This is a genomic window from Streptomyces sp. NPDC028298, assembly GCF_055565895.1.
The window spans coordinates 43,881-67,614 of record NZ_JBVHTL010000006.1; the positions used below are offsets into that span (position 1 = coordinate 43,881).

General features: G+C 70.9%; 29 protein-coding genes. 23 read left to right on the forward strand and 6 right to left on the reverse strand.

Going from position 1 to position 23,734, the window contains the following annotated elements:
- The first annotated feature begins 221 nt into the window (after positions 1 to 221).
- Positions 222 to 1,979 carry a trypsin-like serine protease gene (locus ACZ4TO_RS25800; protein ID WP_468025335.1) on the forward strand — a complete coding sequence of 586 codons (1,758 nt, stop codon included), beginning with the start codon at positions 222 to 224 and terminating at the stop codon, positions 1,977 to 1,979.
- Between the two features lie 152 nt (positions 1,980 to 2,131).
- Here ACZ4TO_RS25800 and ACZ4TO_RS25805 read toward each other — a convergent pair whose 3' ends face one another.
- Both ACZ4TO_RS25805 and ACZ4TO_RS25810 read right to left on the reverse strand, forming a co-directional pair.
- A complete protein-coding gene (locus ACZ4TO_RS25805; protein ID WP_339130229.1) occupies positions 2,132 to 3,154 on the reverse strand; it encodes a LacI family DNA-binding transcriptional regulator in 1,023 nt (340 codons plus the stop codon).
- A gap of 23 nt (positions 3,155 to 3,177) precedes the next feature.
- Positions 3,178 to 3,996 (reverse strand): winged helix-turn-helix transcriptional regulator, encoded by an 819-nt coding sequence (locus tag ACZ4TO_RS25810; RefSeq protein WP_339130227.1) that lies wholly within the window; start codon positions 3,994 to 3,996, stop codon positions 3,178 to 3,180.
- 277 nt (positions 3,997 to 4,273) lie between these two features.
- On the opposite strand from ACZ4TO_RS25810, the gene ACZ4TO_RS25815 reads away from it, so the two are divergent.
- The 9 genes from ACZ4TO_RS25815 (at position 4,274) to ACZ4TO_RS25855 (ending at position 10,096) form a co-directional block, all read left to right on the forward strand.
- Positions 4,274 to 5,134: an alpha/beta hydrolase family protein gene (locus ACZ4TO_RS25815; protein ID WP_382792221.1), complete on the forward strand. Its 861-nt coding sequence runs from the start codon at positions 4,274 to 4,276 to the stop codon at positions 5,132 to 5,134.
- Positions 5,135 to 5,199: 65 nt separating this feature from the next.
- Positions 5,200 to 5,454, forward strand: coding sequence for a MoaD/ThiS family protein (locus tag ACZ4TO_RS25820; protein WP_355759864.1), 255 nt, complete (start codon positions 5,200 to 5,202; stop codon positions 5,452 to 5,454).
- A gap of 8 nt (positions 5,455 to 5,462) precedes the next feature.
- Entirely contained in the window at positions 5,463 to 6,635 is a 1,173-nt protein-coding gene (locus ACZ4TO_RS25825) for a hypothetical protein (RefSeq protein ID WP_382792224.1), read from the forward strand.
- Between the two features lie 169 nt (positions 6,636 to 6,804).
- Positions 6,805 to 7,548 carry an LmeA family phospholipid-binding protein gene (locus ACZ4TO_RS25830; RefSeq protein ID WP_382792227.1) on the forward strand — a complete coding sequence of 248 codons (744 nt, stop codon included), beginning with the start codon at positions 6,805 to 6,807 and terminating at the stop codon, positions 7,546 to 7,548.
- A gap of 277 nt (positions 7,549 to 7,825) precedes the next feature.
- A complete protein-coding gene (locus ACZ4TO_RS25835) occupies positions 7,826 to 7,906 on the forward strand; it encodes a putative leader peptide (protein WP_350310325.1) in 81 nt (26 codons plus the stop codon).
- Positions 7,907 to 8,059: 153 nt separating this feature from the next.
- Positions 8,060 to 8,905 (forward strand): sulfurtransferase, encoded by an 846-nt coding sequence (locus ACZ4TO_RS25840; protein WP_468025336.1) that lies wholly within the window; start codon positions 8,060 to 8,062, stop codon positions 8,903 to 8,905.
- Positions 8,906 to 8,935: 30 nt separating this feature from the next.
- Entirely contained in the window at positions 8,936 to 9,223 is a 288-nt protein-coding gene (locus ACZ4TO_RS25845; RefSeq protein ID WP_054232391.1) for a DUF1416 domain-containing protein, read from the forward strand.
- Between the two features lie 189 nt (positions 9,224 to 9,412).
- Positions 9,413 to 9,676 carry a DUF3099 domain-containing protein gene (locus ACZ4TO_RS25850; RefSeq protein WP_103552296.1) on the forward strand — a complete coding sequence of 88 codons (264 nt, stop codon included), beginning with the start codon at positions 9,413 to 9,415 and terminating at the stop codon, positions 9,674 to 9,676.
- A 27-nt stretch (positions 9,677 to 9,703) separates the two neighbouring features.
- A complete protein-coding gene (locus ACZ4TO_RS25855; RefSeq protein WP_382792234.1) occupies positions 9,704 to 10,096 on the forward strand; it encodes a VOC family protein in 393 nt (130 codons plus the stop codon).
- Between the two features lie 79 nt (positions 10,097 to 10,175).
- Here ACZ4TO_RS25855 and ACZ4TO_RS25860 read toward each other — a convergent pair whose 3' ends face one another.
- A complete protein-coding gene (locus ACZ4TO_RS25860) occupies positions 10,176 to 10,538 on the reverse strand; it encodes a DsrE family protein (protein WP_468025337.1) in 363 nt (120 codons plus the stop codon).
- A 263-nt stretch (positions 10,539 to 10,801) separates the two neighbouring features.
- On the opposite strand from ACZ4TO_RS25860, the gene ACZ4TO_RS25865 reads away from it, so the two are divergent.
- From ACZ4TO_RS25865 to ygfZ, 7 genes are all read left to right on the forward strand, one after another.
- On the forward strand, positions 10,802 to 11,461 hold the full coding sequence (locus ACZ4TO_RS25865; protein ID WP_382792238.1) for a hypothetical protein: 660 nt from the start codon (positions 10,802 to 10,804) through the stop codon (positions 11,459 to 11,461).
- Positions 11,458 to 12,519 (forward strand): hypothetical protein, encoded by a 1,062-nt coding sequence (locus ACZ4TO_RS25870; RefSeq protein WP_468025338.1) that lies wholly within the window; start codon positions 11,458 to 11,460, stop codon positions 12,517 to 12,519. The genes ACZ4TO_RS25865 and ACZ4TO_RS25870 overlap by 4 nt, the downstream gene beginning before the upstream one ends.
- A gap of 242 nt (positions 12,520 to 12,761) precedes the next feature.
- Complete coding sequence (locus ACZ4TO_RS25875) at positions 12,762 to 13,547, forward strand: hypothetical protein (protein ID WP_468025339.1); 786 nt, start codon at positions 12,762 to 12,764, stop codon at positions 13,545 to 13,547.
- Positions 13,548 to 13,643: 96 nt separating this feature from the next.
- Positions 13,644 to 13,784 carry a hypothetical protein gene (locus ACZ4TO_RS25880; RefSeq protein WP_382792901.1) on the forward strand — a complete coding sequence of 47 codons (141 nt, stop codon included), beginning with the start codon at positions 13,644 to 13,646 and terminating at the stop codon, positions 13,782 to 13,784.
- A 25-nt stretch (positions 13,785 to 13,809) separates the two neighbouring features.
- Positions 13,810 to 14,385: a heme-binding beta-barrel domain-containing protein gene (locus tag ACZ4TO_RS25885; protein ID WP_037622373.1), complete on the forward strand. Its 576-nt coding sequence runs from the start codon at positions 13,810 to 13,812 to the stop codon at positions 14,383 to 14,385.
- A gap of 76 nt (positions 14,386 to 14,461) precedes the next feature.
- A complete protein-coding gene (locus ACZ4TO_RS25890; RefSeq protein ID WP_355759844.1) occupies positions 14,462 to 14,887 on the forward strand; it encodes a Fur family transcriptional regulator in 426 nt (141 codons plus the stop codon).
- A gap of 43 nt (positions 14,888 to 14,930) precedes the next feature.
- The gene (ygfZ, locus tag ACZ4TO_RS25895) at positions 14,931 to 15,896 is read left to right on the forward strand and encodes a CAF17-like 4Fe-4S cluster assembly/insertion protein YgfZ (RefSeq protein ID WP_385042318.1); all 966 of its coding nucleotides are present in this window, start codon (positions 14,931 to 14,933) and stop codon (positions 15,894 to 15,896) included.
- 3 nt (positions 15,897 to 15,899) lie between these two features.
- Here ygfZ and dtd read toward each other — a convergent pair whose 3' ends face one another.
- Positions 15,900 to 16,325: a D-aminoacyl-tRNA deacylase gene (gene dtd / locus ACZ4TO_RS25900; RefSeq protein ID WP_382792248.1), complete on the reverse strand. Its 426-nt coding sequence runs from the start codon at positions 16,323 to 16,325 to the stop codon at positions 15,900 to 15,902.
- Positions 16,326 to 16,519: 194 nt separating this feature from the next.
- Between dtd and ACZ4TO_RS25905 the strand changes: the two genes are divergently transcribed.
- From ACZ4TO_RS25905 to ACZ4TO_RS25915, 3 genes are all read left to right on the forward strand, one after another.
- The gene (locus ACZ4TO_RS25905) at positions 16,520 to 17,173 is read left to right on the forward strand and encodes an RsiG family protein (RefSeq protein WP_382792251.1); all 654 of its coding nucleotides are present in this window, start codon (positions 16,520 to 16,522) and stop codon (positions 17,171 to 17,173) included.
- 146 nt (positions 17,174 to 17,319) lie between these two features.
- Positions 17,320 to 18,441 carry an asparaginase gene (locus ACZ4TO_RS25910; RefSeq protein WP_468025340.1) on the forward strand — a complete coding sequence of 374 codons (1,122 nt, stop codon included), beginning with the start codon at positions 17,320 to 17,322 and terminating at the stop codon, positions 18,439 to 18,441.
- A 385-nt stretch (positions 18,442 to 18,826) separates the two neighbouring features.
- Positions 18,827 to 20,182 (forward strand): GNAT family N-acetyltransferase, encoded by a 1,356-nt coding sequence (locus tag ACZ4TO_RS25915; RefSeq protein ID WP_385042320.1) that lies wholly within the window; start codon positions 18,827 to 18,829, stop codon positions 20,180 to 20,182.
- A 154-nt stretch (positions 20,183 to 20,336) separates the two neighbouring features.
- On the opposite strand, the gene ACZ4TO_RS25920 is transcribed toward ACZ4TO_RS25915, so the two are convergent.
- Positions 20,337 to 20,522: a hypothetical protein gene (locus tag ACZ4TO_RS25920; RefSeq protein WP_037622368.1), complete on the reverse strand. Its 186-nt coding sequence runs from the start codon at positions 20,520 to 20,522 to the stop codon at positions 20,337 to 20,339.
- A 195-nt stretch (positions 20,523 to 20,717) separates the two neighbouring features.
- Between ACZ4TO_RS25920 and ACZ4TO_RS25925 the strand changes: the two genes are divergently transcribed.
- Complete coding sequence (locus ACZ4TO_RS25925) at positions 20,718 to 21,647, forward strand: FadR/GntR family transcriptional regulator (protein ID WP_451074986.1); 930 nt, start codon at positions 20,718 to 20,720, stop codon at positions 21,645 to 21,647.
- On the opposite strand, the gene ACZ4TO_RS25930 is transcribed toward ACZ4TO_RS25925, so the two are convergent.
- Positions 21,637 to 21,831, reverse strand: a complete 195-nt coding sequence (locus ACZ4TO_RS25930; protein ID WP_382792264.1) for a hypothetical protein — start codon at positions 21,829 to 21,831, stop codon at positions 21,637 to 21,639. The genes ACZ4TO_RS25925 and ACZ4TO_RS25930 overlap by 11 nt on opposite strands.
- Positions 21,832 to 22,019: 188 nt before the next feature.
- On the opposite strand from ACZ4TO_RS25930, the gene ACZ4TO_RS25935 reads away from it, so the two are divergent.
- Positions 22,020 to 22,904 carry a GntR family transcriptional regulator gene (locus ACZ4TO_RS25935; RefSeq protein ID WP_382792266.1) on the forward strand — a complete coding sequence of 295 codons (885 nt, stop codon included), beginning with the start codon at positions 22,020 to 22,022 and terminating at the stop codon, positions 22,902 to 22,904.
- Complete coding sequence (locus ACZ4TO_RS25940) at positions 22,904 to 23,641, forward strand: HAD family hydrolase (RefSeq protein ID WP_382792270.1); 738 nt, start codon at positions 22,904 to 22,906, stop codon at positions 23,639 to 23,641. Before ACZ4TO_RS25935 ends, ACZ4TO_RS25940 begins: the two co-directional genes overlap by 1 nt.
- Positions 23,642 to 23,734 lie beyond the last annotated feature (93 nt).

The window sequence follows — 23,734 nt, forward strand, 5'->3', positions numbered from 1 at the left end:
CGGCGATGTCCGGGAACGCCGGGGGCGAACACTTCTCCGACCCCTGTGAAGGCCGTGTGCCCAGAGATCGGTGAGGCCTACGATTCCCGGGCCGGAGGGGGGCTCCGCGGTTACGCCCGATGTCGATGCAAGCGATTGCCGTCGACGGTCGGGCCGGTGCGTCGTACGCCCTTCTCGGGCCACTGACGAGAGATGTACGCACCCACACCCAGGAGTCCTTAGTGATACCTGCTCTGCGCGCCCGTTGGAGACGCCCCGCCACGGCGTTGCCGACGGCCGCTCTCGCGCTGGCGCTGACCTGCGCCGGCGCCATCGCGGCACAGCCCGCCTCCGCGGCCGGTGACCCGGCCGGACTGCCCGACGCGAGCGTCGCCCAGTCCACGGCGGCGCCCGCGCCGACCGCCTCCGACAAGGAGCTGCGCCACCGCGTCGTCGAGGCCGCCAAGACCCAGGCGACCCCCGGCACGGCGCCCAAGAAGACGCCGTTCATCATCGGCGGCAGCGAGACGACGATCTCCTCCGCGCCGTGGATGGTCCAGCTCTCCTACTACGACAGTGCGGCGGGGACCGGCTACTTCTGCGGCGGCACCCTCGTCGCCCCGAACAAGGTCCTGACCGCGGCCCACTGTGTCGCGGGTCTGGACTGGGTGGACAACGGCGCGGTCGTCGCCGGTGCCACCGGTCTGCTCGACACCACCAACGGCACCGTCGCGGGCGTCTACCGCCAGTGGAACCACCCGCACTTCGACGGCTCGACCCTCCAGAACGACGTCGCGGTCCTCACCCTGGACCGTCCGCTGGAGCAGCAGTGGGCGAAGCTGTCGGCCGCGGGCGACAGCGCCTCGTACAAGGCCGGCAACTCCGCCACCGTCTACGGCTGGGGCCTGACCTCGGGCGCCGCGGACGCCGACCTGTCGGCGAACCTGCGCAAGGTCACCCTGCCGCTGGTGTCGGACTCGACCTGCAACAGCGCGATGAACACCGTCCTCGGCGAGGACGACTTCATCGAGGGCTCGATGTTCTGCGCGGGCACCCCGGCGACCGGCGTCGACGAGGGCACCAAGAGCCCGTGCAACGGTGACTCCGGTGGCCCGGTGATGTTCGGTGGCAAGATCATCGGCATCGTCTCGTGGGGCGTCTCCGGCTGCACCGCCAAGGGCGCCTACCCGGTGTTCACCAAGGTGTCCTCGTACACCTGGGCGGCCCAGCCGCGCATCGACGACGCCGACCTGACCTTCGACGGCCGCGCCGACCTGCTGGAGCGCACGCCGTCCGGCGGTCTGTTCGAGCAGGACAGCAAGGGCACCTCGCTGGCCGCCCGCGCCTACCAGGGCAACGGCTGGCAGAACGCGAGCTGGGTCCTCCAGGCCGATCTGGACCGGGACTTCTACCAGGACCTGATCATGCGGGACAAGGGCGACGGCAAGCTCTACCGCAGCTACATGAACCACAGCTCGGGCGAGTTCGAGTGGATGCAGATCAGCTCGGTGTGGGGCGGCTACAAGTCGTACGCCATCCCCGGCGACCTGACCGGCGACTCGCGCCCCGACCTGGTCGCGGTGGACTCCGACGGTTCGGTCTACCTCTACCCGGGCAAGGGCACCGGCCAGTTCTACGGCCGCGTCAAGATCGTCGACAGGGCGTGGAAGAACGTCAAGATCTTCGGTCACGGCGACCTGTCCGGCGACGGCCGCGCCGACCTGCTGGTCCGCAACAGCTCGGGCGTCCTGTACCTCTACCGGGGCACGCAGGTCGAGAAGACCCCGTTCTCGGCGCGCATCCAGGCTCGTACGGGCTGGAACTTCACCTCGTACGTGGCCAACGGCGACGTGACCGGTGACGGCATCGCGGACGTCATCGCCCGCGACTCGGGCGGCACGCTGTGGCTCTACCCGGGCACCAACAAGGCCTCCAGCAGCCTCTTCGGCACCCGCAAGAGCCTCGGCACCGGCTTCAACCAGTACAACCTGCTGTTCTAGGCCTATAGCTCCAGAGGCCTGCCGGGCCCCTTCGGCCCGCACCCGCACACAGAGATCCCCGCGTCCCGTCAGGGCCGCGGGGATCTCTGTGTGCGGGTGGAGAAGGCGTGGGGCGGGGCGGTGGCCGCGGACGGCCGCCGCCCGGGGGCGGGCTACTCGCAGCCGCAGGACTGCCGTACCACCAGGCGCGAGGGGAACAGCTTCAGCCGCTCGCGGCGGGAGCCGGGCACTCGCAGTCCGTCGTCCAGGACGAGGTCCACGGCCGCGCGGGCCATCGCCGAGCGGTCCGATGCGATCGTTGTCAGAGGGGGGTCGGTCAGAGCCGCTTCCTTGACGTCGTCGAACCCGGCGACCGCGAGCTGTCCCGGCACGTCGATGCGCAGCTCGCGCGCCGCGCGCAGGACACCGATCGCCTGGTCGTCCGTGGAGCAGAAGATGGCCGGCGGCCGGTGCGGTCCCGCGAGCAGCTCCAGGCCGACCTTGTAGGCGTCGTAGCGGTTGTACGGGGCCTCGAAGAGGCGTCCCTCGGTCGGCTTGCCGGCCTCCTGCATGGCGCGCCGCCAGCCCTCGACGTGGTCGGAGACGGGGTCGCCGACGGCGGGGGTCTCGGCCGTACCGCCCAGACAGGCCACGTACTCGTAGCCGTGCTCCAGGAGGTGCCGGGTGGCGAGCTGGGCGCCCCCTATGTCGTCGGTGACGACGGCGACGTCGTCGATCGCCTCGGGGCGCTCGTGCAGCAGCACCACGCGGGCGTCCCAGGCGTCGATCTCGGCGGCCGCGTGGTCGTTCAGCGCGTGGCTGACGAGGATCAGCCCGGAGACCCGCATGCCGAGGAAGGCGCGCAGATAGTGGACCTCGCGCTCGGCGATGTAGTCGGAGTTGCCGACCAGGACCATTTTCCCGCGCTCGGCGGCGGCCTGTTCGACCGCGTGCGCCATCTCCCCGAAGAAGGGCTGGCGCGCGTCCGGCACGATCAGGCCTATGAGCTCCGTCCGCCGCGAGGCCATGGCCTGGGCGACCCGGTCGGGCCGGTACCCCAGCTCCTTGATCGCGGCGAGAACGCGCTCGCGCGTGGCCGGGGCAACCGGCCGGGGTCCGTTGTTGATGACATAGCTGACGACGGCGGTGGAAGTACCCGCCAGTCGCGCCACATCATCCCTAGTCACCTTGGCCACGCGCGGAGTCTACGCGGATGGACCTACCTCTGGGCAGGGCGTACGGCAGCTTCCTGGGGCTGCTCGGCGGCCTGCGTGGGAGCGGTCCCGTCCGGGCGCGCCGTCTCGTCCGCATCATCCGGCTTTGGCTGGGCCGCCTTGGCCTTCGCGGTGTCCGCGGCGCGCTCCACCTTCTCCGGCGTAACGAATCGATAACCGACGTTCCGGACGGTTCCGATCAGCGACTCGTGCTCGGGACCGAGCTTCGCGCGCAGACGGCGTACGTGGACGTCGACCGTGCGCGTACCGCCGAAGTAGTCGTAGCCCCAGACCTCCTGGAGGAGCTGGGCGCGGGTGAAGACGCGGCCCGGGTGCTGCGCGAGGTACTTCAGGAGCTCGAACTCCTTGAAGGTGAGGTCGAGGACCCGGCCCTTGAGCTTGGCGCTGTAGGTCGCCTCGTCCACGGAGAGATCGCCGTTGCGGATCTCCATCGGGGAGTCGTCGTTGACGATCTGCTGGCGGCCCATCGCGAGCCGCAGCCGTGCCTCGACCTCGGCGGGACCCGCCGTGTCGAGCAGTACGTCGTCGATGCCCCAGTCGGCCGTGACGGCCGCGAGGCCGCCCTCGGTCACGACGAGGACGAGCGGACAGCCGGGTCCCGTGGAGCGCAGCAACTGGCACAGGCTGCGGACCTGGGGAAGGTCGCGTCGTCCGTCGATCAGGATGACGTCGGCACCGGGGGTGTCGACGAGGGCCGGGCCCTCCGCCGGAGCCACGCGCACGTTGTGCAGCAGCAGGCCGAGCGCGGGAAGCACCTCCGTCGACGGCTGGAGGGCGTTGGTCAGGAGCAGGAGAGAGCTCATCGAGCCTCACCCACCCGGGTCGTCCTGCCTTCGTGCACGGTTCGCTCGCCCATAACGTCTGGTTCCTCCTCGGTCCCTGCGAGGACGTTTGCGGCACTGCCCTGTACATGACGGCTCCCGCGCCTCCGGGATCCGCCGCGCCTTCGCGGCCCGTACACCTGCGGTTTCCCGCTTCGTATACAACGCTTCTGAAAGCACAAAAGGACCCGGGGGCTACTCTGCCCGAGTCCTCATGCCCAGCAGAATAGCCCACATGAGCCCAGGTCCGGCAGGTCACATGACGCGTTCGTTCAAGAGTCCACGCCTTGAGACGGCGGCGCGCACCCCTCTGCGGAGGTTTCTGCGTACGGCCGACGGGGTGGACATCGACGCGGCCTACGACCCCGGAACGGAGTCGTCCGGTGACCTTGCGTTCATCGTCGCACACGGATTCACGGGCGATCTGGACCGTCCGCACGTCCGCCGGGCGGCCGGCGTCCTCGCCCGCGGCGGGGCGGTGGTCACCTTCTCCTTCCGCGGCCACGGCGGATCGGGCGGCCGTTCCACCGTCGGCGACCGCGAGGTCCTCGATCTGGCGGCCGCCGTCGCCTGGGCGCGGGAACTCGGGCACACCAGGATCGTGACGGTCGGCTTCTCGATGGGCGGCTCGGTGGTGCTGCGGCACGCGGCGCTCTACGGGGAGAAGGGTCCGCAGGCCGCGGGCGGTGAACCGGCGGCAGCCCGGGAGCACGAGGGGCGCGCGCAGGCGCGTACGGACGCGGTGGTCTCGGTGAGCGCGCCGGCCCGCTGGTACTACCGGGGTACGGCCCCCATGCGGCGGGTGCACTGGCTGGTGACCCGTCCGGAGGGCCGGATCGTGGGCCGCGTCGGTCTGCGGACCCGGATCCATCACCGTGACTGGGATCCGGTGCCGGCGTCCCCGGTCGAGTGCGTCCCGCACATCGCCCCGACCCCGCTCCTCATCGTCCACGGCGACCGGGACGGCTATTTCCCGGTCGACCACCCGCGCATGCTGGCCGAGGCCTCCGCCGGGCACGCCGAGCTGTGGCTGGAGCACGGCATGGGCCACGCGGAGAACGCCGCCCCCGACGCCCTGCTGGCCCGCATCCGCGACTGGGCCGCCGCCCACGTGGCCTAGCCTGGCGGGGTTCACGCAAACAGGTGCGCGGACACCACACACCAGATCGCTGATTGAGGAACGAGATGGCAAAGGGCACGGTGCGTTACTGGGCCGCCGCCAAGGCCGCTGCAGGCGTCGGCGACGAGCCGTACGACGCCGGCACGCTCGCCGAGGCACTCGACGCGGCCCGCGAACGACACCCCGGCGAATTCGTCCACGTCCTGCGGCGATGCTCGTTCCTGATCGACGGTGATCCCGTGGGGACCCGCGGGCATGAGACGGTACGGCTGGCCGAGGGCGGCACGGTCGAGGTGCTCCCGCCGTTCGCAGGAGGGTGAGCGAGACGATGAGCAACCAGCCGTACGAGGGTCGCCGCGAGGCGTACGACCCCTATCAGCAAGCACAGCAGCACCAGTCCCAGGAGCCCCAGCAGCACGCCGACTGGCCGCAGCACACCCAGCAGTGGGAGGGGCGGACCTGGGAGACGCAGGCACAGGCCCCGGTCCAGGAGGCCGACACCTCCTACCTGCCCCCGTCGCAGGGGTACCAGGGCTTCGGCGAGCCCCAGGGGTACGGCGCCGCGGGAGCGACCCTGCCCCCCGAGGCCCCGGCGCAGCCGTGGAACCCGGCCCACGCGCCGGCCGGCGGCCCGGGAGACCCCTCCCGCCCCGGCGGGACCGCGCGGGACGGCGGGACCCTGCCCGAGAACGCCGACGGGACCGACGTCGCCTACGGGCCCGCCACGGTCACCGGCCAGAGCCGGATCACCGACGCGCAGCGCGCCCGCGCCGAGGGACGGTCGCCGATCATCGAGCCCGGGATCCAGCCGGCCGCGCTGACCGCGCTGCTCGCGCTGCTGCTCTCCGGGACGGCGGCGATCGGGGAGTACGCGCTCGTCGTACCGCTCGTCCTGCTCCAGGCCGTCACCGCGGCCGGCTGGTTCCGGCTGAACGGGATGTGGCCCGCCCGGCAGGGCATCGCGCTGGCCTTCCTGGGCGCGGTGACCGCCGACGTGGCGCTGCTCGCCGCCGGCCGGGAGAACGCGCCCGCCGCGATCCTCGGCACCCTCGGCGTGTGGGTCCTGCTGACCCTCGTGCTCCAGCTCCGCAGCCACGCCGACCCGGACACCCGCATGTACGGCCTGATGGCGACCGTCGTCTCCGCGGCGCTGGCGATCATCGCGGCCGGTCATCTGGCCGCCGAGCCGGACGCCGTCACGGTGGGCGCGGCCGCGGTGGCCGTCGCGATCCTGGCCCGCGCGCTGCCGCTGCCCACGGCGGCCTCCGTGGTCGTCGCGCTGCTGGCCGCCACCGGCGCCGGCATCGCGGTCGGCGGGATGACGGACCTGGGCACGCACGGCGCCTTCCTCGGTCTCGGCGCGGGCGTGTGCGCGCTGATCGGCCACCGGGTGGCGAGCTACGACTACCCCTCCCGCTTCGTCCACTTCACCGCGGGCGTGGCGCTGCCGCTGGCCGCGGCCGCCCCGGCGGTCTACCTGCTGGGCCGCGCCCTGGGCTGACCGGCGGAGCGGGCGGCCGTCCGCGGTCCTGGGGCCGCGCCGATTCGTCACAGGTGATCGACAACTACCTTGAAGGGCCCCCGAATCGGGGGCCCTTCGGGGTTAGGCTCGCGTCCGGTGGCCACTCGGCCGTCCAGACGGGGCCGTCCCAGGTAGGGGAACAACGAGCATGCGCGCACTGCGAATAACCCTGGTTCTGTTAGTCGTTCTCGGCGGACTGTTCGTACTGGCCGACCGGGTGGCGGTCTGGTTCGCGGAGGACGAGGCGGCGGGCCGCATCAAGACCAGCGAGGGCCTCGCGTCCACTCCCGACGTGTCCATCGGGGGCTTCCCGTTCCTCACCCAGGTCGCCTCGGGCGAACTCGACGATGTGAAGGTCGGCATCAAGGACTACCAGGCGTCCACGGGCGGGACGGGCGCCTCCGCGGGCACGATCCGCATCGACGACCTCAACGCCGAGATGCACGGTGTCGCCTTCAGCGGCGACTACAGCTCCGCCACCGCCGGCAGCGCCACCGGCACCGCGTCGATCTCGTACGCCGAACTGCTGAAGGCCGCCAAGCCCGAGCCCCTGGACGTCGGGTTCGGCATCAAGACCCAGGTCACGGGCCTCTCCGACGGCGGCAACGGCAAGGTCAAGGTCGCCGTGAAGCTGACCGTCCCCGGCTCCAAGGCGTCCAAGACCCTCTCGGTGCTCAGCTCCGTGTCCGTCTCCGGCGACACCGTGAAGGTGCACGCCGATTCCCTGCCCAAGCTGGGCGTCCAGCTCGCCGAGGGCCGGATCCGCTCGATCACCGACTTCGAGCAGAAGATCGAACAGCTTCCCGGCGGGATCAAGCTGGACAAGGTCGAGGCGGCTCACGACGGGGTCGAGATCTCGGTGAAGGGTTCGGACGTCCGGCTGGTCGGGTAGTCGGTAGGAGGCCTGAACGGACCGGTGATGAACCCGGCCGGACCCGTGACGGGACCCGGCCGGGCCGGTCGTGGTCTCGGCGCGAGGGGTGCTGTCCGAAAGGCGAGACGGCCCCGTCCGTACCGCAGATGGCGGGCGGTGCGGTGACCGGCGGAGCCCTCCGGAATCCGTGCGGGACGGGCCCCGACGGCATGTTCGTTTCACAGTGCGGACGATCGCGTCTCAATATCCGACACACCGGTGACATGCCCGCCTGTCCGTCCCTACGATCGGACCCATGAAGCGACAGGCGGATCTCACGAAGCGGCGGGCAGTAGACCTGTGCCGCGTCGCCGCCATGCTCTGTCGCACCTTCTGAGCGGAAGCGTTCCCGTCTTCCGCGAGCCGGGCCCCTGGACCTCTCTTGTCCGGGCCACCATTGCGCCGCGCAGCCCTCACCGGCATGCAGCACCGCACCGCGCAGCCTCTCCATCGCACCACCCCGCCGCAACTGCCCCGGAGGAGAACGAGCATGAGCCGCAGCGACGTCCTGGTAGACGCCGAATGGGTCCAGGACCACCTGGACGACCCGAACGTGGCGGTCGTCGAGGTCGACGAGGACACGTCGGCGTACGAGAAGAACCACATCAAGAACGCCATCCGGATCGACTGGACGAAGGACCTCCAGGACCCGGTCCGCCGTGACTTCATCGACCAGGAGGGCTTCGAGAAGCTCCTCTCGGCCAAGGGCATCGGCAACGACACCCTGGTCGTCCTCTACGGCGGCAACAACAACTGGTTCGCGTCCTACGCCTACTGGTACTTCAAGCTCTACGGCCACGAGAACGTGAAGCTGCTCGACGGCGGCCGCAAGAAGTGGGAGCTCGACTCCCGCGACCTGGTCGACGGCTCGCAGGTTCCCGACCGCGCCGCCACCTCGTACAAGGCCAAGGCCCAGAACACGGCCATCCGCGCCTTCCGCGACGACGTCGTCGCCGCGATCGGCTCGCAGAACCTGGTCGACGTCCGGTCGCCCGACGAGTTCAGCGGCAAGCTGCTCGCCCCGGCGCACCTTCCGCAGGAGCAGTCGCAGCGTCCGGGCCACGTCCCGAGCGCCCGCAACATCCCGTGGTCGAAGAACGCCAACGACGACGGCACCTTCAAGTCGGACGACGAGCTCAAGGAGCTCTACGCCGCCGAGCAGGTCGACCTCGCCAAGGACACGATCGCCTACTGCCGCATCGGTGAGCGTTCCGCGCTCACCTGGTTCGTGCTGCACGAGCTCCTCGGTGTGCAGAACGTCAAGAACTACGACGGCTCGTGGACCGAGTACGGCTCCCTCGTCGGCGTGCCGATCGAGCTCGGCGCCAACAAGTAACCCCCAAGGCCTGAAGGACGGAATCGAAATATGTGTGGAGCGAAGGCCGGCGGCCCCGACGCCTCGACGATCAAGCCCGGTGAGACCACCATCCAGGGTCAGGTGACCCGCGACGGCGAGCCGGTGACGGGCTACGTCCGTCTGCTGGACTCGACCGGCGAGTTCACCGCGGAGGTCCCCACCTCCGCGACGGGCCAGTTCCGCTTCTACGCGGCCGAGGGCACCTGGACCGTCCGCGCGCTGGTGCCCGGTGGCACCGCCGACCGCACGGTCGTCGCCCAGACGGGCGGCCTCGCCGAGGTCGCGATCGCCGTCTGAACGGCGGACCGCCGTCCATGACGGCAGTCGACTGAACGGCCGAAGGGCCGCACCCCCGGGGGTTGGACGCTTACCGGATCGGGGTGCGGCCCTTCGGCTCGTCCGCTTCCGGGCCCGCCCGGCTCGTCCGCCGCCTCCGGGCCCGTCCGGCACTGCGCCGGACGGGTTGTCCGGGCCTACGCTGGTGGTATGTACGCGCGCAGGCGGCATCAGTACTTCGCCATGATGGGGACGTGCATCGTGCTGTTCGTCCTCGCGTGGTCGGTCGTACGGCTGTGGTCGGTTCCCGCGGCCGTCGCCATGTGCGTGGTGGCCATGCTGATTCCTCCGGTGGCCGCGATGGTGGCCAACCGGCGGGGGCCCGAGGACCGATGGTGGGACGATCCGTCCGGGGACCCGAAGTCCGACGAGTGGTGGGACGAACTGGACGGCAAGAAGCGGCGGCAGCAGTAGGAAGCAGCAGGAGCGGAAAAGGCGTCTATGTCGCGTACGAGGCTGTCCACCGTGGTGCTCGACGCACCCGACGCCCATGAACTCGCCGACTTCTACCGGAGGCTGCTCGGGTACGAGGTGCGGTCGGAGGAGCCCGACTGGGTGCTCATCGGGCCGCCGTTCGAGGGGATCGGGCTCGCCTTCGAGACCGAGCCGCTCTACACGCCGCCGGTGTGGCCCGCGGGCCCCGGCGACCAGCGGATGATGCTGCACATCGACATCGAGGTCGACGACCTCGCCGAGGAGACCGCCCGCGCCGTGGAACAGGGCGCCCGGCTCGCCGAGCACCAGCCACAGGACGACGTACGGGTGCTCTTCGACCCGGCGGGCCACCCCTTCTGCCTCTGGGTGGACACGCGCACGCGACGTCGGCGGGGCTGACGGCACGGGCGAGCGGGTCGGCGGCGGCCCGCGACGGCGGCCGCCGGCGGGAGCGCCCGCTCCGGGAGCCGGGCGGCGGTCAGTAGACCAGCGCCTGCGTCCCGTCCGTCATCGCCTCCTGCACGAACACCTGCGCACCCGCGATCCGCACGCCCTCCAGGACGTCCTTCTCCGTGATGTCGCGCCGGGCCGCGCACTGGGTGCACAGGGTGATGCGCCCGGCCGCCAGGATCGAGTCGATCAGATCGGGCATCGGTGCCGCGTGCGGCAGCTCGAACTCCGCGGCGCGGCCCGGCAGCGCGAACCACGAGGACTCGCCGGTCAGCCAGAGGGAGACCTCGACGCCACTGGCCACGGCCACCGCGGCGACGGTGAACGCCTGTGAGCAGCGCTCCGGGGCGTCGGCCCCCGCCGTCACCTTGATCACGAGCTTGTTCGCCATGGCCGCCATCGTAGTCCGAATCGTGATCAACGCCGGTGCAACCCCGTGTGGGGGCCATGGGTCTCCTGTGCGCGGATATGGAATCCGTGCTTCACCTTCTGTGGGGGGACGTCTTGGTAGTACCCGAAGGATCCGAATCACCGGAAAGACCGAGCGTGTCCGATGGCGCGCCGATTGTCGATCCGGCTACGACGGCGGACGCTCCGTCAGGGCCCAGGCCCCGCCGACGCGGTCGTACGACTCTGCTCATCGTCACGGCCGCCGTGCTCGGCCTCGTCGCCGGTACCTGCACCGGATTCGTGGTCCAGGCCCACCGCGAGCCGACCCGGCTGCCCTCGCTGTCGCAGCCGGTGCTGAACCAGGCGAAGGGTCCCGGCCCCGAGCCCCTGTCCGCGGCCCAGGACCACCGTGTCAAGACGAACGGCGACCTCCGCAAGCTGCTGATCAGCCGGCCGAAGGGCGCGAAGAGCGCCGACTGGGTGGGCAACGACGGCTGGATGGACCTGACGGACTACGCGGAGTCCTACAAGAAGCCGGCCGAGATCTTCCCCGACCTCATCAACGACCAGTTCCGCCGCGCGGCCGTCGTCGGCTGGCAGCAGGGCAGCACGTACACCGTGGAGATCCGCCTGGTGCAGTTCCGCCAGGAGGAGAGCCTGAAGGCCGCCGAGGACAGCGAGAACAACTACTACTGGGCGGAGAAGAAGGGCGGCACCCGCAGTTGGTCCGTCCCCGGCACCGGTGACGGTATGGCGTACGTCCACACCCGTCCCGAGACGAAGCCGGGCTATCTCCCCGTGTACTCGGCGGAGGCGCACGCCTGGCGCGGCGACATCGCCATGGAGATCTGGGTCTACGACACCCGGCCGATCTCCAAGGACAAGATCATGGATCTGGCCAAGCGGCAGGTGGGACGACTGTGAGCGAGAACCCGACCGAGAACCCCACCGAGGTCCCTGCCGAGGTCCGCGCCGAGGGTGACACCGGGAACCCCGCGCAGGGCGTCTCCGAGATCCCGGCCGAGACTTCCGTCGAAGCCCAGGCCGAGGCCCCCGTCGAAGCCTCCGCCGAGTCTCCCGTCACCTCCGCCGAGCCCCCGGCCGAGACTTCCACCGAGACCCCGGCCGAGACCCCCGCCGATGCCCCCGCGCCGGGCTCCGACCCCGCTCAGGGCGTCGCCGAGTCCTCCGGTGAGGCCGTCGACGTGGCCGTCGGCGAGGTCGTCGCGCCCAGGAAGCGGCTGCGTGCCCGCCGTGTCGTCGCCGTCTCCGGTGCCGTCCTGCTCGTCGCCGCCGTCGTCGGCGGGGTCGGCTGGACCTCCGCGACCGTGAACGCCGCCGACCGCGATCCCGGGGCGCCCACCTGGCGTTTCCCGAAGCCCGCGAAGGCCAAGGACCAGGAGGCGAAGTCCGCCAAGGGCCTCGCCGGCATGCTCCTGCCCTTCGACAAGGCCTACACGCCCGGTCCCGACCTCGGCGAGTTCGGCAACGACGCCGAGCTGAACGGCCGTCAGGCCACCGCGCTGCGCAAGGAGTCCCTCCGCGACCTGCCCCGCACCCAGCGGCGGCGGCTGGAGAAGGAGATCGACGAAGAGCACATCAAGGGTGTGGTCATGCGCAGTTACGCCAGCGCGGACTCGTACGCGGTCTACAAGAAGCAGACCTTCACCGCGAGCATCACGCTGTCCCAGATGGAGAACCAGCGGACCGTGCGGGAGATCTCCAAGTCGCACAACGCGCTGCTCGAATCGCTCGGCATCTTCCGCAAGGGCCCGAAGATCGAGGGCCACAAGAACGCCGGGTGCTTCCTGCCGCCCAAGGACAAGACCGAGAAGCTCGACATGATGTTCTGCTCCGCGTACGTGGGCGACGTCCTGGTGAGCGCCACCGTTTCCGGCATCAAGCCGCTCGACGGCCCGACCGTCACGCGCTTCCTGGCCGCCCAGCTCGACCGGATCACGGACCCGGGGGAGGCCGTATGACCGAGAACCTTGCCACGCCCGACGCCCCGGAGGCGCCCGTGGAAACCGCAGCGGAGGCAGCCGTGGAAGCGGCACCGAACGCTTCGCCGCACGTAGCCCCGGAAGCAGCCCCGAAGGCATCCGTGGAAGCGTCGCCGGAAGCCGTCGTGGATGCAGCCACGCAGACAGCGACGGAAACAGTCCCGGAAACAGTCCCGGAGGCGGCGCCGGCAGCAGCCGGGGAAGCGCCCGCCGAGCCGCTCGTGGCGGCACCCCGGGTCAAGAAGGACCGCCGGATCCTTCGTGCCGTGCTGCGCTGGACCGCGGCCACCGTGGTGTTCGCGACGGTCGGCGCAGCCGCCGCGTACGGCATCACCGACATGCGGCGCACCGACGTCCCGGGCCTCGCCACCGCGTCCGACGGGCGCTGGAACTACCCCGAGATCCAGTTGCCCCCGCTGCCGTCGGGCAGCCCGAGGGCCTTCGCCGAGACGAACAAGGCGAACGTCCACTACGCCGACCTGCGCAAGCTCCTGCTGCCCGTTCCCGAGGGCGCGAAGGCCGACAAGGACCTGCGCGGTACGGACGGCTGGCTGGCGAAGAAGGACTTCCTCGACGCGTACGCCTCGAAGGACGACCGCGATCACGTCGGCCGGCTGCTGACCGACTACGCCCTGCGGCACATCGCGGCACGCGGCTGGACCAGCCCGGACGGCACCCACACCCGGATCTATCTGCTCCGGTTCGACTCCGCCACCATCGTGGACACGCTCCAGCAGGACGAGCTCACGAGCTGGGACAGCCCGAACTTCGCGCTGCGGGGCGCTGCCGACGTGCACAGCGACGAGAGCCTCCCGCAGTCCACCCAGGTGGAGAACGTCCCCCACTACGTGTACGAGGAGGCCAAGCCGTACGGCGCCGAGCAGGTCAGGCAGGCGTACCTGGTGGCCGGGGACACCCTCGCCCTGGTCGTGCAGTCCCGCAAGGGCGGCGCGCGGAAGATCCCCTTCCAGCAGACCGTCGTCCTGCAGAGCCAACTCCTCGGCTGAGCGCGACGGGTCCGGAGGGACCCACCTGGAAGAGAAGGCCGGGCCCCAGCCGCGTAAGCTGGGGCCCGGCCTTTTGTGTACTCCCCCATCTCGGCTGTGCCCGAGCGGGGACCCGTTCCGCTCATCGAGGAGCACCCCGTGGAGATCTTCTTCGAAACCCTGCTGGCCCTGGTCTGCGTCGGCGTGCTCGCCTTCGCCGCGCTGACCGTGAAGAAGCTGTACCAGGGCCAGCGCTGACCCCCACCAAGGAACTGTTCAGCTCATGATCGAGATCCCGTCGGACCTCCACAAGGACCTGGTCCCCCTTGTCTTCCTGCTCGGCGACTGGGCCGGAGTCGGTGTCCACGACTTCCCCGGCTCCGAGAAGTGCAACTTCGGGCAGGAGGTCAGCTTCACGCACGACGGGCGGGACTTCCTCGAATACCGCTCGCACAGCTGGGTGCTCGACGAGAACGGCGAGAAGGTCCGGCCGCTGGAGACGGAGACCGGCTTCTGGCGCGTCGACGCCGACCGCAAGGTCGAGGTCGTGATGACCCGCGACGACGGCGTCGTCGAGATCTGGTACGGCGAGATCGCCGACAAGAAGCCGCAGATCGACCTGGTCACCGACGCCGTGGCCCGTACGGCCGCCTCCGGCCCCTACAGCGGCGGCAAGCGCCTGTACGGCTACGTGAACAGCGACCTCATGTGGGTCGGCGAGAAGCAGACCCCCGAGGTCGAGCTGCGCCCCTACATGTCCGGCCACCTGAAGAAGGTCGTCACCCCGGAGGACGTCGAGCGCTGGGCCAAGGCCCTGCCCGACGACATGCCGGACGACGGGATCGCCTTCTTCAAGTAGGACCCCGCCGCGCGCTCCCGGGCCGCCCTGCCGTTCCCCAGGGCGGCCTCCACGGGAATGGTCCTAGACTTCCAGTGTGGTGAGCACCGATTGGAAGAGCGACCTCAGGCAGCGCGGCTACCGGCTGACGCCTCAGCGCCAGCTTGTCCTCGAAGCAGTGGACACCCTGGAGCACGCGACCCCCGACGACATCCTCGGCGAAGTGAGGAAGACGGCGTCGGGGGTCAACATTTCCACGGTCTACCGGACCCTGGAGCTCCTGGAGGAGCTCGGGCTGGTCAGCCACGCCCATCTGGGACACGGCGCCCCGACCTACCACCTGGCCGACCGGCACCACCACATCCACCTCGTCTGCCGCGACTGCTCGAACGTCATCGAGGCCGACGTCTCGGTCGCCGCCGAGTTCACCGCCAAGCTCCGGGAATCCTTCGGCTTCGAGACGGAGATGAAGCACTTCGCCATCTTCGGCCGCTGCAAGGACTGCCAGGACCTGCAGAAGTGACAGAAATAAAATCGGCGACCGCTCCGTCGTAGTGTGTATGTCCATGAAGAGTTCCCTCCTGGCCCTGCCCGGCGCCGTTCCCGCCGAAGGCGTGGACGAAGGCGTCGCCGCCCACTACGGCGACCTGTTCCGTGAGCAGCGCGCCCTCGCCGACGGCGTCGGCTTCGTGGACCTCTCGCACCGCGGTGTCGTCACGGTCACCGGGGACGACCGGCTGGTCTGGCTGCACCTGCTGCTCACCCAGCACGTCACCGACCTCCCGGCCGGCCAGGCCACCGAGGCGCTGATCCTCTCCGCGAACGGCCACATCGAGCACGCGCTGTACCTCGTGGACGACGGCACGACGGTGTGGATGCACACGGAGCCCGACACCCAGGACGCGCTGATCGCCTACCTGGAGTCGATGAAGTTCTTCTACCGCGTCGAAGTCGCCGACCGCACCGCCGACTTCGCGGTCGTCGAGCTGCCCGCCGGTTCGATCGCCGAGGTCCCCGAGGGCGTCGTCGTCCGCGAGACGCCGTACGGCCGTGATCTCTTCCTGCCGCGCGCGGACCTGGAGTCCTTCGCGGAGAAGGCCGGACCGCCCGCCGGACTCCTCGCCCACGAGGCCCTGCGCGTCGAGCAGCACCGGCCCCGCCTCGGCTTCGAGACCGACCACCGCACCATCCCGCACGAGCTGGGCTGGATCGGCACCGCCGTGCACCTCCAGAAGGGCTGCTACCGCGGCCAGGAGACGGTCGCCCGCGTCCAGAACCTGGGCAAGCCCCCGCGCCGCCTGGTCTTCCTCCACCTCGACGGCAGCGAGGTCGTCCTGCCCCCGCACGGCACGGAGCTGCGCCTCGCGGGCGAGGACCCCGCAGGCCGCACGATCGGCTTCATCACCACGTCCGTACGCCACCACGAACTCGGTCCGATCGCCCTGGCCCTCGTGAAGCGCAACGTGCCGGTGGACGCCCCGCTGATGGCGGACTCGACGGCGGCGGCACAGGAGGTCGTGGTCGAGCCGTAGGGCTCACATCTCCAGAAGGACGGTGAACGGGCCGTCGTTCGTCAGCGAGACGCGCATCTGGGCGCCGAACCGGCCCGTGGCCACCGTGGCGCCCAGCTCGCGGAGCCGGGCGACCACCTCGTCGACCAGGGGCTCGGCCACATCGCCGGGGGCGGCCGCGTTCCACGTGGGGCGGCGGCCCTTGCGGGCGTCGCCGTACAGCGTGAACTGGCTGATGACGAGCAGCGGCGCGTCGACGTCGGAGCAGGACCGTTCGTCGGTCAGCATCCGCAGCGACCAGAGCTTGCGGGCGAGTTGGGCCGCCTTCTCCTTGGTGTCCTCGTGGGTGACCCCGACCAGGACGCACAGGCCCTCGCCGCTGATCTCGCCGACCGTCTCGCCGTCCACGACGACGCTCGCGCCGTCCACTCTCTGCACCACCGCACGCATGCGGACCATGATGCCGTGTCATGGCTGCGTCGTGCCGTGCGGGCCCTTCGCGTGATTTTCCGGGGTAACCAACCCGCCATCTGGGGCCGATCGGGTCACTCGGTCACATAGCGGCCATCTGGGGTGGCACCATGCGGGGTGTTGCGGTCCGGCCGTTGGGCGGACCGCGCCGGTCGAGGGGACGGTTGAGGTACATGAGCACATCGAGGACCGGGCGGACCGGAGCCGTGTCATTGACCCGTACGAGCGCACGGGCAGAGGCGATGACGGCCCGGACGCCGGTGCAGCGCACCGACAGCGGCCCGCTGGCGGCCGATCCGGCCCCGGCCGGCATCGCCGTGCTCCGCCTGCCCGAACTGCGGACACTGCGCCGGGACGCCCAGCGGGACGAGGCCGACCTCAGCTACGTCCGGCGGCTGCTCCAGGGGCGCATCGACATCCTGCGCGCGGAGCTCGCCCGCCGCGGGGAGCACCGGATGCCCGCTCCCGCCTCCGGGCACCTCGCGTCCGTGGACGGCGGGAAGCCCTCGGTCGTGGAGCGGCTCTCGGAGATCCTGACGGACGCGCCGGCCCGGTACCGCTCCTCGGCCCGCCACGTCACCGTCGGCACCCCGCACGGCGAGGAGTACCGGGCACTGGCCGCCGACATGCTCGCCGAGGTGGAGCTGTCGGACCTGGAGGCCCGCACGGACGACGAGCTGGGCGCCGGGCTCGGCCGTCTCGTCCGGTACGAGCGGCAGGTGTCCGGGCGGCGCCAGCAGCTCCAGCGCACGGCCGACGATTGCAGCGCCGAGATCGCCCGCAGGTACCGTGAAGGGGAAGCACAAGTAGACGACCTGCTCATGTGACGTGGCGGCCCCGGCGATCCCGGGGCCGAGGGGCGCGCCGGCATCCAGGAGGCGCGCTTCCGCTCCGCGCGGGCGAGGGCGCCGTCCGGGGCACGACCCGGCCGCCGCCTTCGGAGCGGGTCCCCGTTCCCGGAAGGCCACCGCCGATGTCCGCAGCTCCCCGCACGCCCGAAGGCCCGCCCATATCCGACGGCACCCCGGGCACACCGGGTGAGCCCGGTGCACCCGGCGTCCCGAGCACGCCCCGTACGGCTCGTACACCCGGCTCGGCTCCCGGTCCCGAGGGGAGCCCCCGGTCCGGCACGTCCGGTGCGAGCGGCGGGTCCGGGGCGCTCCCGGTGCTCGCCGAGGTCGTGCGTTCCGGCTTCGCCGAGGGGCACCACCGCGGCAGCCTGGTCGTCCTGGCCGCGGACGGGACGGTCGAGCTGGCGCTCGGCGACGTGACGGCCCCGGTCTTCCCGCGTTCGTCCAACAAGCCGATGCAGGCCGCGGGCATCCTGCGCGCGGGCCTGGACCTGGCCGGGGAGCGTCTGGCCCTGGCCGCCGCGAGCCACTCCGGCGAGGTCTTCCACCGTGATCTGGTCCAGAAGATGCTCGTCGAGCACGGGCTGGACGCCGGACAGCTCCAGTGCCCGCCGGACCTGCCGCTGGACGCCGTCGAGGCCGAGACGTACCTCGCCTCCGGCGCCGTCCGCGACCGGGTCACCATGAACTGCTCCGGCAAGCACACGGCGATGCTGGCGGTGTGCGCGCTGCGCGGCTGGTCCACCGAGTCCTACCTCGACCCCGGGCACCCCCTCCAGCAGCTCATCCACACCGTGGTCGAGGAGGCCGCCGGGGAGCGCGTCGCGGCGGTCGGCACGGACGGCTGCGGGGCACCCCTGATGGCCATCACCCTCACGGGTCTCGCCCGCGCCTTCCGCTCCTTCGTGCTCGCGGCCCCCGGCTCCGCCGAGCGCCGGGTGGCCGACGCCATGCGCGCCCACCCCGAGTACGTCGCCGGCACCCGCCGCCCCGACACGTGGCTGATGCGCGAGGTCCCGGGCGCCCTGTCCAAGATGGGCGCCGAGGCCGTCCAGGCGGTCGCGCTGCCCGACGGCCGCGCCCTGGCCTTCAAGATCGACGACGGCGGGGGCCGTGCCCTGGGCCCCGTCCTGGCCCGCGGCCTGGACCTGCTGGGCGTGACCGGCCCGGTGGTGACACGGATCGGCGCGGCCCCCCTGCTCGGCGGCGGCCGCGAGGTGGGGGAGATCCGGGCGGCATTCTGACCCGGGCTCCGGGCGGCTTTCCGACGCGGGATCCGTGCGGCTCTCCGCCCCGGGATCCCGGGGGCTTTCCGCCCTGGGATCCGTGTGGGCCCTCGTGACCCCGGGATCCCGGGTGGGGGCCGCCGGGACCGGCCGCGAGGGGCGCCGCGAGGGGCCGTGCGGCTTTCCGGCCCGGGCCGGAAGGCTTTCCGCCCTGGGATCCGCGCGGCTTTCCGCCCCGGGATCCGCGCGGCTCTCTGCCCCGGGATCCCGGGGGCCTTCCGGCCCGGGATCCGTGTGGGCCCTCGTGACCCGGGATCCCGGGTGGGGACCGCCGGGACCGGCCGCGCGGGGTCGCGCGGAAATCCGCGCGACACCCCGGCCGGGGTCCGCCTAGCGTGGCTCCATGACCCCGCACGAAGCTCTCGCCGCCCAGGACGCCCAAGCCGTCGCAGATGCCGGAGACACCGGAGGCGCCGGAGGCGCGGACGCCGGCGGTACGGGCGCGGCCGCCGACGTGATCGACGTACGGCCGATCGCCGCCCCCGACCTCCGCGACTGGCTGCGCGCCGTGAAGACGGGGTTCCTTCAGGAGCCGGCCGTCTCGGACGAGGACGTCGAGAACCGCCGGACGGCGTTCATCCTGGGCAGGACCCTGGGCGCCTTCGACGGCTCCCGCTGTGTGGCGACGTTCCGGTCGTTCCCGCAGGAGGTCACCGCGGTCGGCGGTGCGGTCGTCCCCGCGGACGCCATCTCGAACGTGACCGTGACCCCCACGCACCGCCGCCGGGGCCTGCTCACCCGCATGATGGCGGCCGACCTGGCGGCGGCGAGGGAGCGGGGCGACGTCGTCGCGACGCTCATCGCGGCCGAGTACCCGATCTACGGCCGGTTCGGCTTCGGCCCGGCTACCACCTCCACCGAGTGGACGGTGGACGTGCCGCGCACCGGTCTCGACCCGCGCTGGGCGGGCCCGGCCGACGGCGGCCGTATCGACCTCCTGGACGCCGACGACGTCCGCAAGGCGGGACCCGAGCTGCACGAGCGGGTCCGGCGCGGCCGGCCAGGAATGATCAACCGCGACGCCCGCTGGTGGCAGATGAACACCGGCCTGCTGCGCTTCGCCGGCTTCCCCTGGAAGGAACCGTTCTACGCCGCCTACCGCTCGGCGTCGGGCGAGATCGAGGGACTTGTCTCCTACACCGCCGACGACGACTGGGGAGACTCCAACCAGCCCCACAACACGGCGGAGGTGAAGTGGCTGCTCGCGGCGACGCCGGCGGCCGAGCGTGCCCTGTGGAGCTACCTCTGCTCGATCGACTGGATCACCCGGGTCAAGACCGGCCGCCGCGCCCCCGACGACCTGCTGCCGCAGTTCCTGCCCGACCCGCGCGGCGCCCGTGTCACCAGCCACACGGACTGGCTCTGGGTGCGGATCCTGGACGTCGTACGGGCCCTGGAGGCGCGGACGTACGGCACCGCCGGGACGCTCGTGCTGGACGTGAGGGACGAGGGCGGACCGGACGGAGGCCGCTTCCGGCTCCGGGCCGCCCCGGACGGCACGGCGACCTGCGAGCCGGTGACCGAGGAGGCGGACCTGTCGCTGTCCATCGCCGATCTGGCCACGCTGTGGCTCGGGGACGAGTCCGCGGTGCGGCTCGCGGCGCTGGGCCGGGTCCGGGAACGGCAAGAGGGCGCCGCCGCTCTGGCCGACGCCCTGCTGCGGACGTCCAGGCGACCGTGGTGCCCGGACATCTTCTGAACGGTCGCTGTCTGTAAGGGCGTTCTCCTTCCGTGCGGGTGGCGGGCGGCTGCCGATCCGTAGCGATTCAGTTGTGTGGTGCTGACTGACCGTGCTCCCGGCTCCCCTCCGGAAGGGAGCGCGGTCAGCCGGACTGGCGGACGGTGTCGTCCGTTCAGCCGGACTGGGCGAGCAGCATCACGAGGATCACGGCCCCGATGCCGCTGACGGTGGTGTTCCGGGCCTTGAGCCCGACGGACAGCGCGACGAACGCGATGATGCCCATCGGCCCGTACTCCCACTGGATGAGTTGCTCGAATCCGATGGCCAGGGCGGCGACGGCGAGGGCGACGAGCGGCATGACGGTCCCTCCTTGGGGACGGGGAGGCGGACCCCCGCTGAGGACCGTCCGCCCCGGCCACCCGGCGTCCGGGTGGAACTTCGGCGGCCAACCCTCCGGAAGTTTGACCATGTTGTGCAAGTTGGCGACCAACTCATCCTTAGTTATCTCCGGGTTGGGACGACTCATAACCACCTATCCGGCAACTGCCCAAAGATGGCGGGAAGTTGTAGGGTTCTGGTTGTGGAGCCGAAGCATGCCGTCGTCAACGGACGGAACAGGTCACCACGGCCGCCGAGGTCACACCGCGAGGTGGCCGACGAGCTGCGCAGCCGGATCAGGTCCGGTGAGCTGCGGGCCGGCGAGCGCATGCCGACCCAGGCCAGACTGGCCGACGAGTTCGGCGTCGAGCGCGGCGCGGTGCGCCAGGCGCTGCGCATCCTGCAGTCGGAGCACCTGCTCGTCAACGTGTCCAAGGGGAGCCCGGCGACGGTCGCGGACCACCCCGAGAGGGCTCTGACCGGGCCACAGGCGTGGCCGCAGTCGACCATGGTGGCGCTCGCCCCGCGGATCACGGCGGCCTTCGAGGTCCCGCACGTGGCGGTCGACGCGCTGTGTCTGACCGCGGTGTCGCTCACCCTCGCGATGGGCGAGCCGTTGCGCGAGATTCACGCGGGACGCCTAAAACCGGCCAGGGTCGACGTCCGGGTGCTGCTTCCCAGCCGCGACATCGACCTCGCGTTTCCCACGCCGGTCGACGGCCTGGCGGACGACCGGCCGCGGCGTCGCTGGCTGGCCCAGCGCAACGCCCAGGTGCAGGTGCTGCGGCACAATCTGCTGGCGCTGCGGACCACACACGGCGTCGACGTGCGGGTTTCCTTCCGCGCGCTGCCCTTCACACCGCCCGTGAAGCTCTACCTGCTCAACGAGGCGGAGGCGCTCTTCGCGTACTACACGCTGGCGCGGCGGGGCGAGGAGATCGACCACGAGTACCTGGAGACGTACGACGCCGAGGGCACGCAGTCGATGCTGTTCCCGTTCAGGCGGGGGGTGGGACTGCGGGACACCACGTTCGTGGAACAGTCCCACCTCTGGTTCGACGCGCTGTGGGAGACGATCAGTTCGGAACCGCTGATCACGAACTGACGGCCGGTCCCGCCACCAGCAGGGCCAGGACGACGGCTCCGATGGAGCTGCACGTGGGGTTCTTCGCCTTGATCCCGATGGTGAGCAGCAGCAGACCGACGATGCCCGTCGGTCCGTACTGCCATTGGACGAGTTGCTCGAAGCCGACGACGAAGACGGCGGAGAGGAGGGCGATGGCGGGCATGGTGGTTCCTCCTGCTTCTCTTCGGTGACCTGCTCGGGGTGCTGGGTGCCGTGGATGGGTGAGAGGAGGCAAAACTTCCGCCATCTTGGCCAAGTTGGTAACCAACTCTGGTTAGGTTGTCCCCACTTGGTAAGTGTCCATAAACAACTTTCGAGTAACTCCCCAAAGATGGGAGAGAGTTGTACCGTTTGGTCGTGACTCAGGAGAACGTTGTGGTGAGTGACAGCAGCAGAAGGCTTTCGCCGCAGGAGATCGCCGAGGTCCTGCGGGAGCGCATCCGCACTGGCGAGCTGAAGGCCGGAGACCGTCTGCCCACCCAGGCGGAGCTGGCCGACGAGTTCGGCGTCGAGCGCGGCACGGTCCGCCTCGCCCTGCGCGAACTCCAGGAGGGCGGCCTGCTCAGCAACGTCAGCAAGGGCAGTCCACCCCGGATCGCGCAGGTCGCTCCCACCCGCAACGGACCGCAGCCGACCATGGTGGGCCTGGCCCCGCGTCTCGCCGAGGCGTTCTCCGTCCCCCATGTGCGGATCGACGCGGCCTGTCTCACCGCGGAGACGCTGATGCTGGCGCTCAGCGAGCCGGTGCGGCAGATCCACGACGGCAGGATCCGCCCGGAGCGCATCGACTTCCGGATCCTGCTGCCCAGCCGCGAGATCAACCTGGCGTTCCCCATCTCCGTCGACGACCGCGGTGACGACGACCCGGTCCACCGGCGCTGGCTGGAGCAGCGCAACGCCCAGGGCCACGTCCTGCGCCACAACCTCCATGCCCTGCGCTCCTCGCACGGCATCGACGTCCATGTGACCTTCCGGGCCCTGCCCTTCACACCGCCCGTGAAGCTGTACCTGCTCAACGGGACGGAGGCGCTGATCGCCTACTACATGATCGCCAGGCGGGAGGAGGAGATCTCGGACGACGAGACGCTGGACATGTACGACGCCCTGGGCACGGAGTCCTTGCTCTTCTCCTTCGAGAAGCGGTCGGGCGCGCGGGACACCGCGTTCGTGGACGAGTCCCAGAAGTGGTTCAACGCCCTCTGGGAAACCATCACCACCGACCTGAAACTCAACTAGTGACTTCTGATACGACGCAGACTGATGCGGTGGCGACTCAGACGGAGAACCTGCGGGACACGATCACCCGGGCGCGCTTCGTGCTCTTCGACTTCGACGGGCCGATCTGCCGGCTGTACGCGGGGCACGCCGCCGAGACGGTGGCAAGGGATCTGGTCGACTGGCTCGAACGACAGGGGATGCGCGGGCTGTTGACCCCGGAGGAGAGCAGACACCCCGATCCGCTCGAGGTCCTGCACGCGGTCGACCGGCGGCGTCCGCGCAGCGACCTGGTGGCCGAGCTGGAGGCACGGTTCACCCAGCAGGAACTCAAGGCGGTGCCCAAGGCCTGGCCCACCGAGTACGCCGACGCGGTGATACGGACCTGGACGGCCGTCGGTGCCCGGCTGGCGGTCACCACCAACAACTCGCCCCGCACGGCCGCCCGTTACCTGGAGGGCCGCGGCCTGGCCGAATGCTTCGCGCCCCACATCTACGGCCGCACCCAGGATCTGCGCCACCTCAAACCGGACCCCGACTGTCTCAACCGGGCCCTGAAGGCCTTCGGCGCGGAGCCGTCGAAGGCACTCATGATCGGCGACGCCCCCTCGGACCTGTACGCGGCCCAGCGGGCCGGGGTCCCGTTCCTCGGCTACGCGCGTCACGAGGACAAGGAGAAGCAGCTCCGGGACGCCGGGGCCGAGCATGTGGTGACGTCGATGAAGACGGTGCTGCGGGCTTTGTGGGGTCAGCACTGAGCGCGTGCGCTGTGCCCCGACCGTGTGAACCGGAAAGAGGTCGCATCGTGGCCCACGGTGGCGTACTCGCTGCTCAGCGGCCGCTTTCCGGAT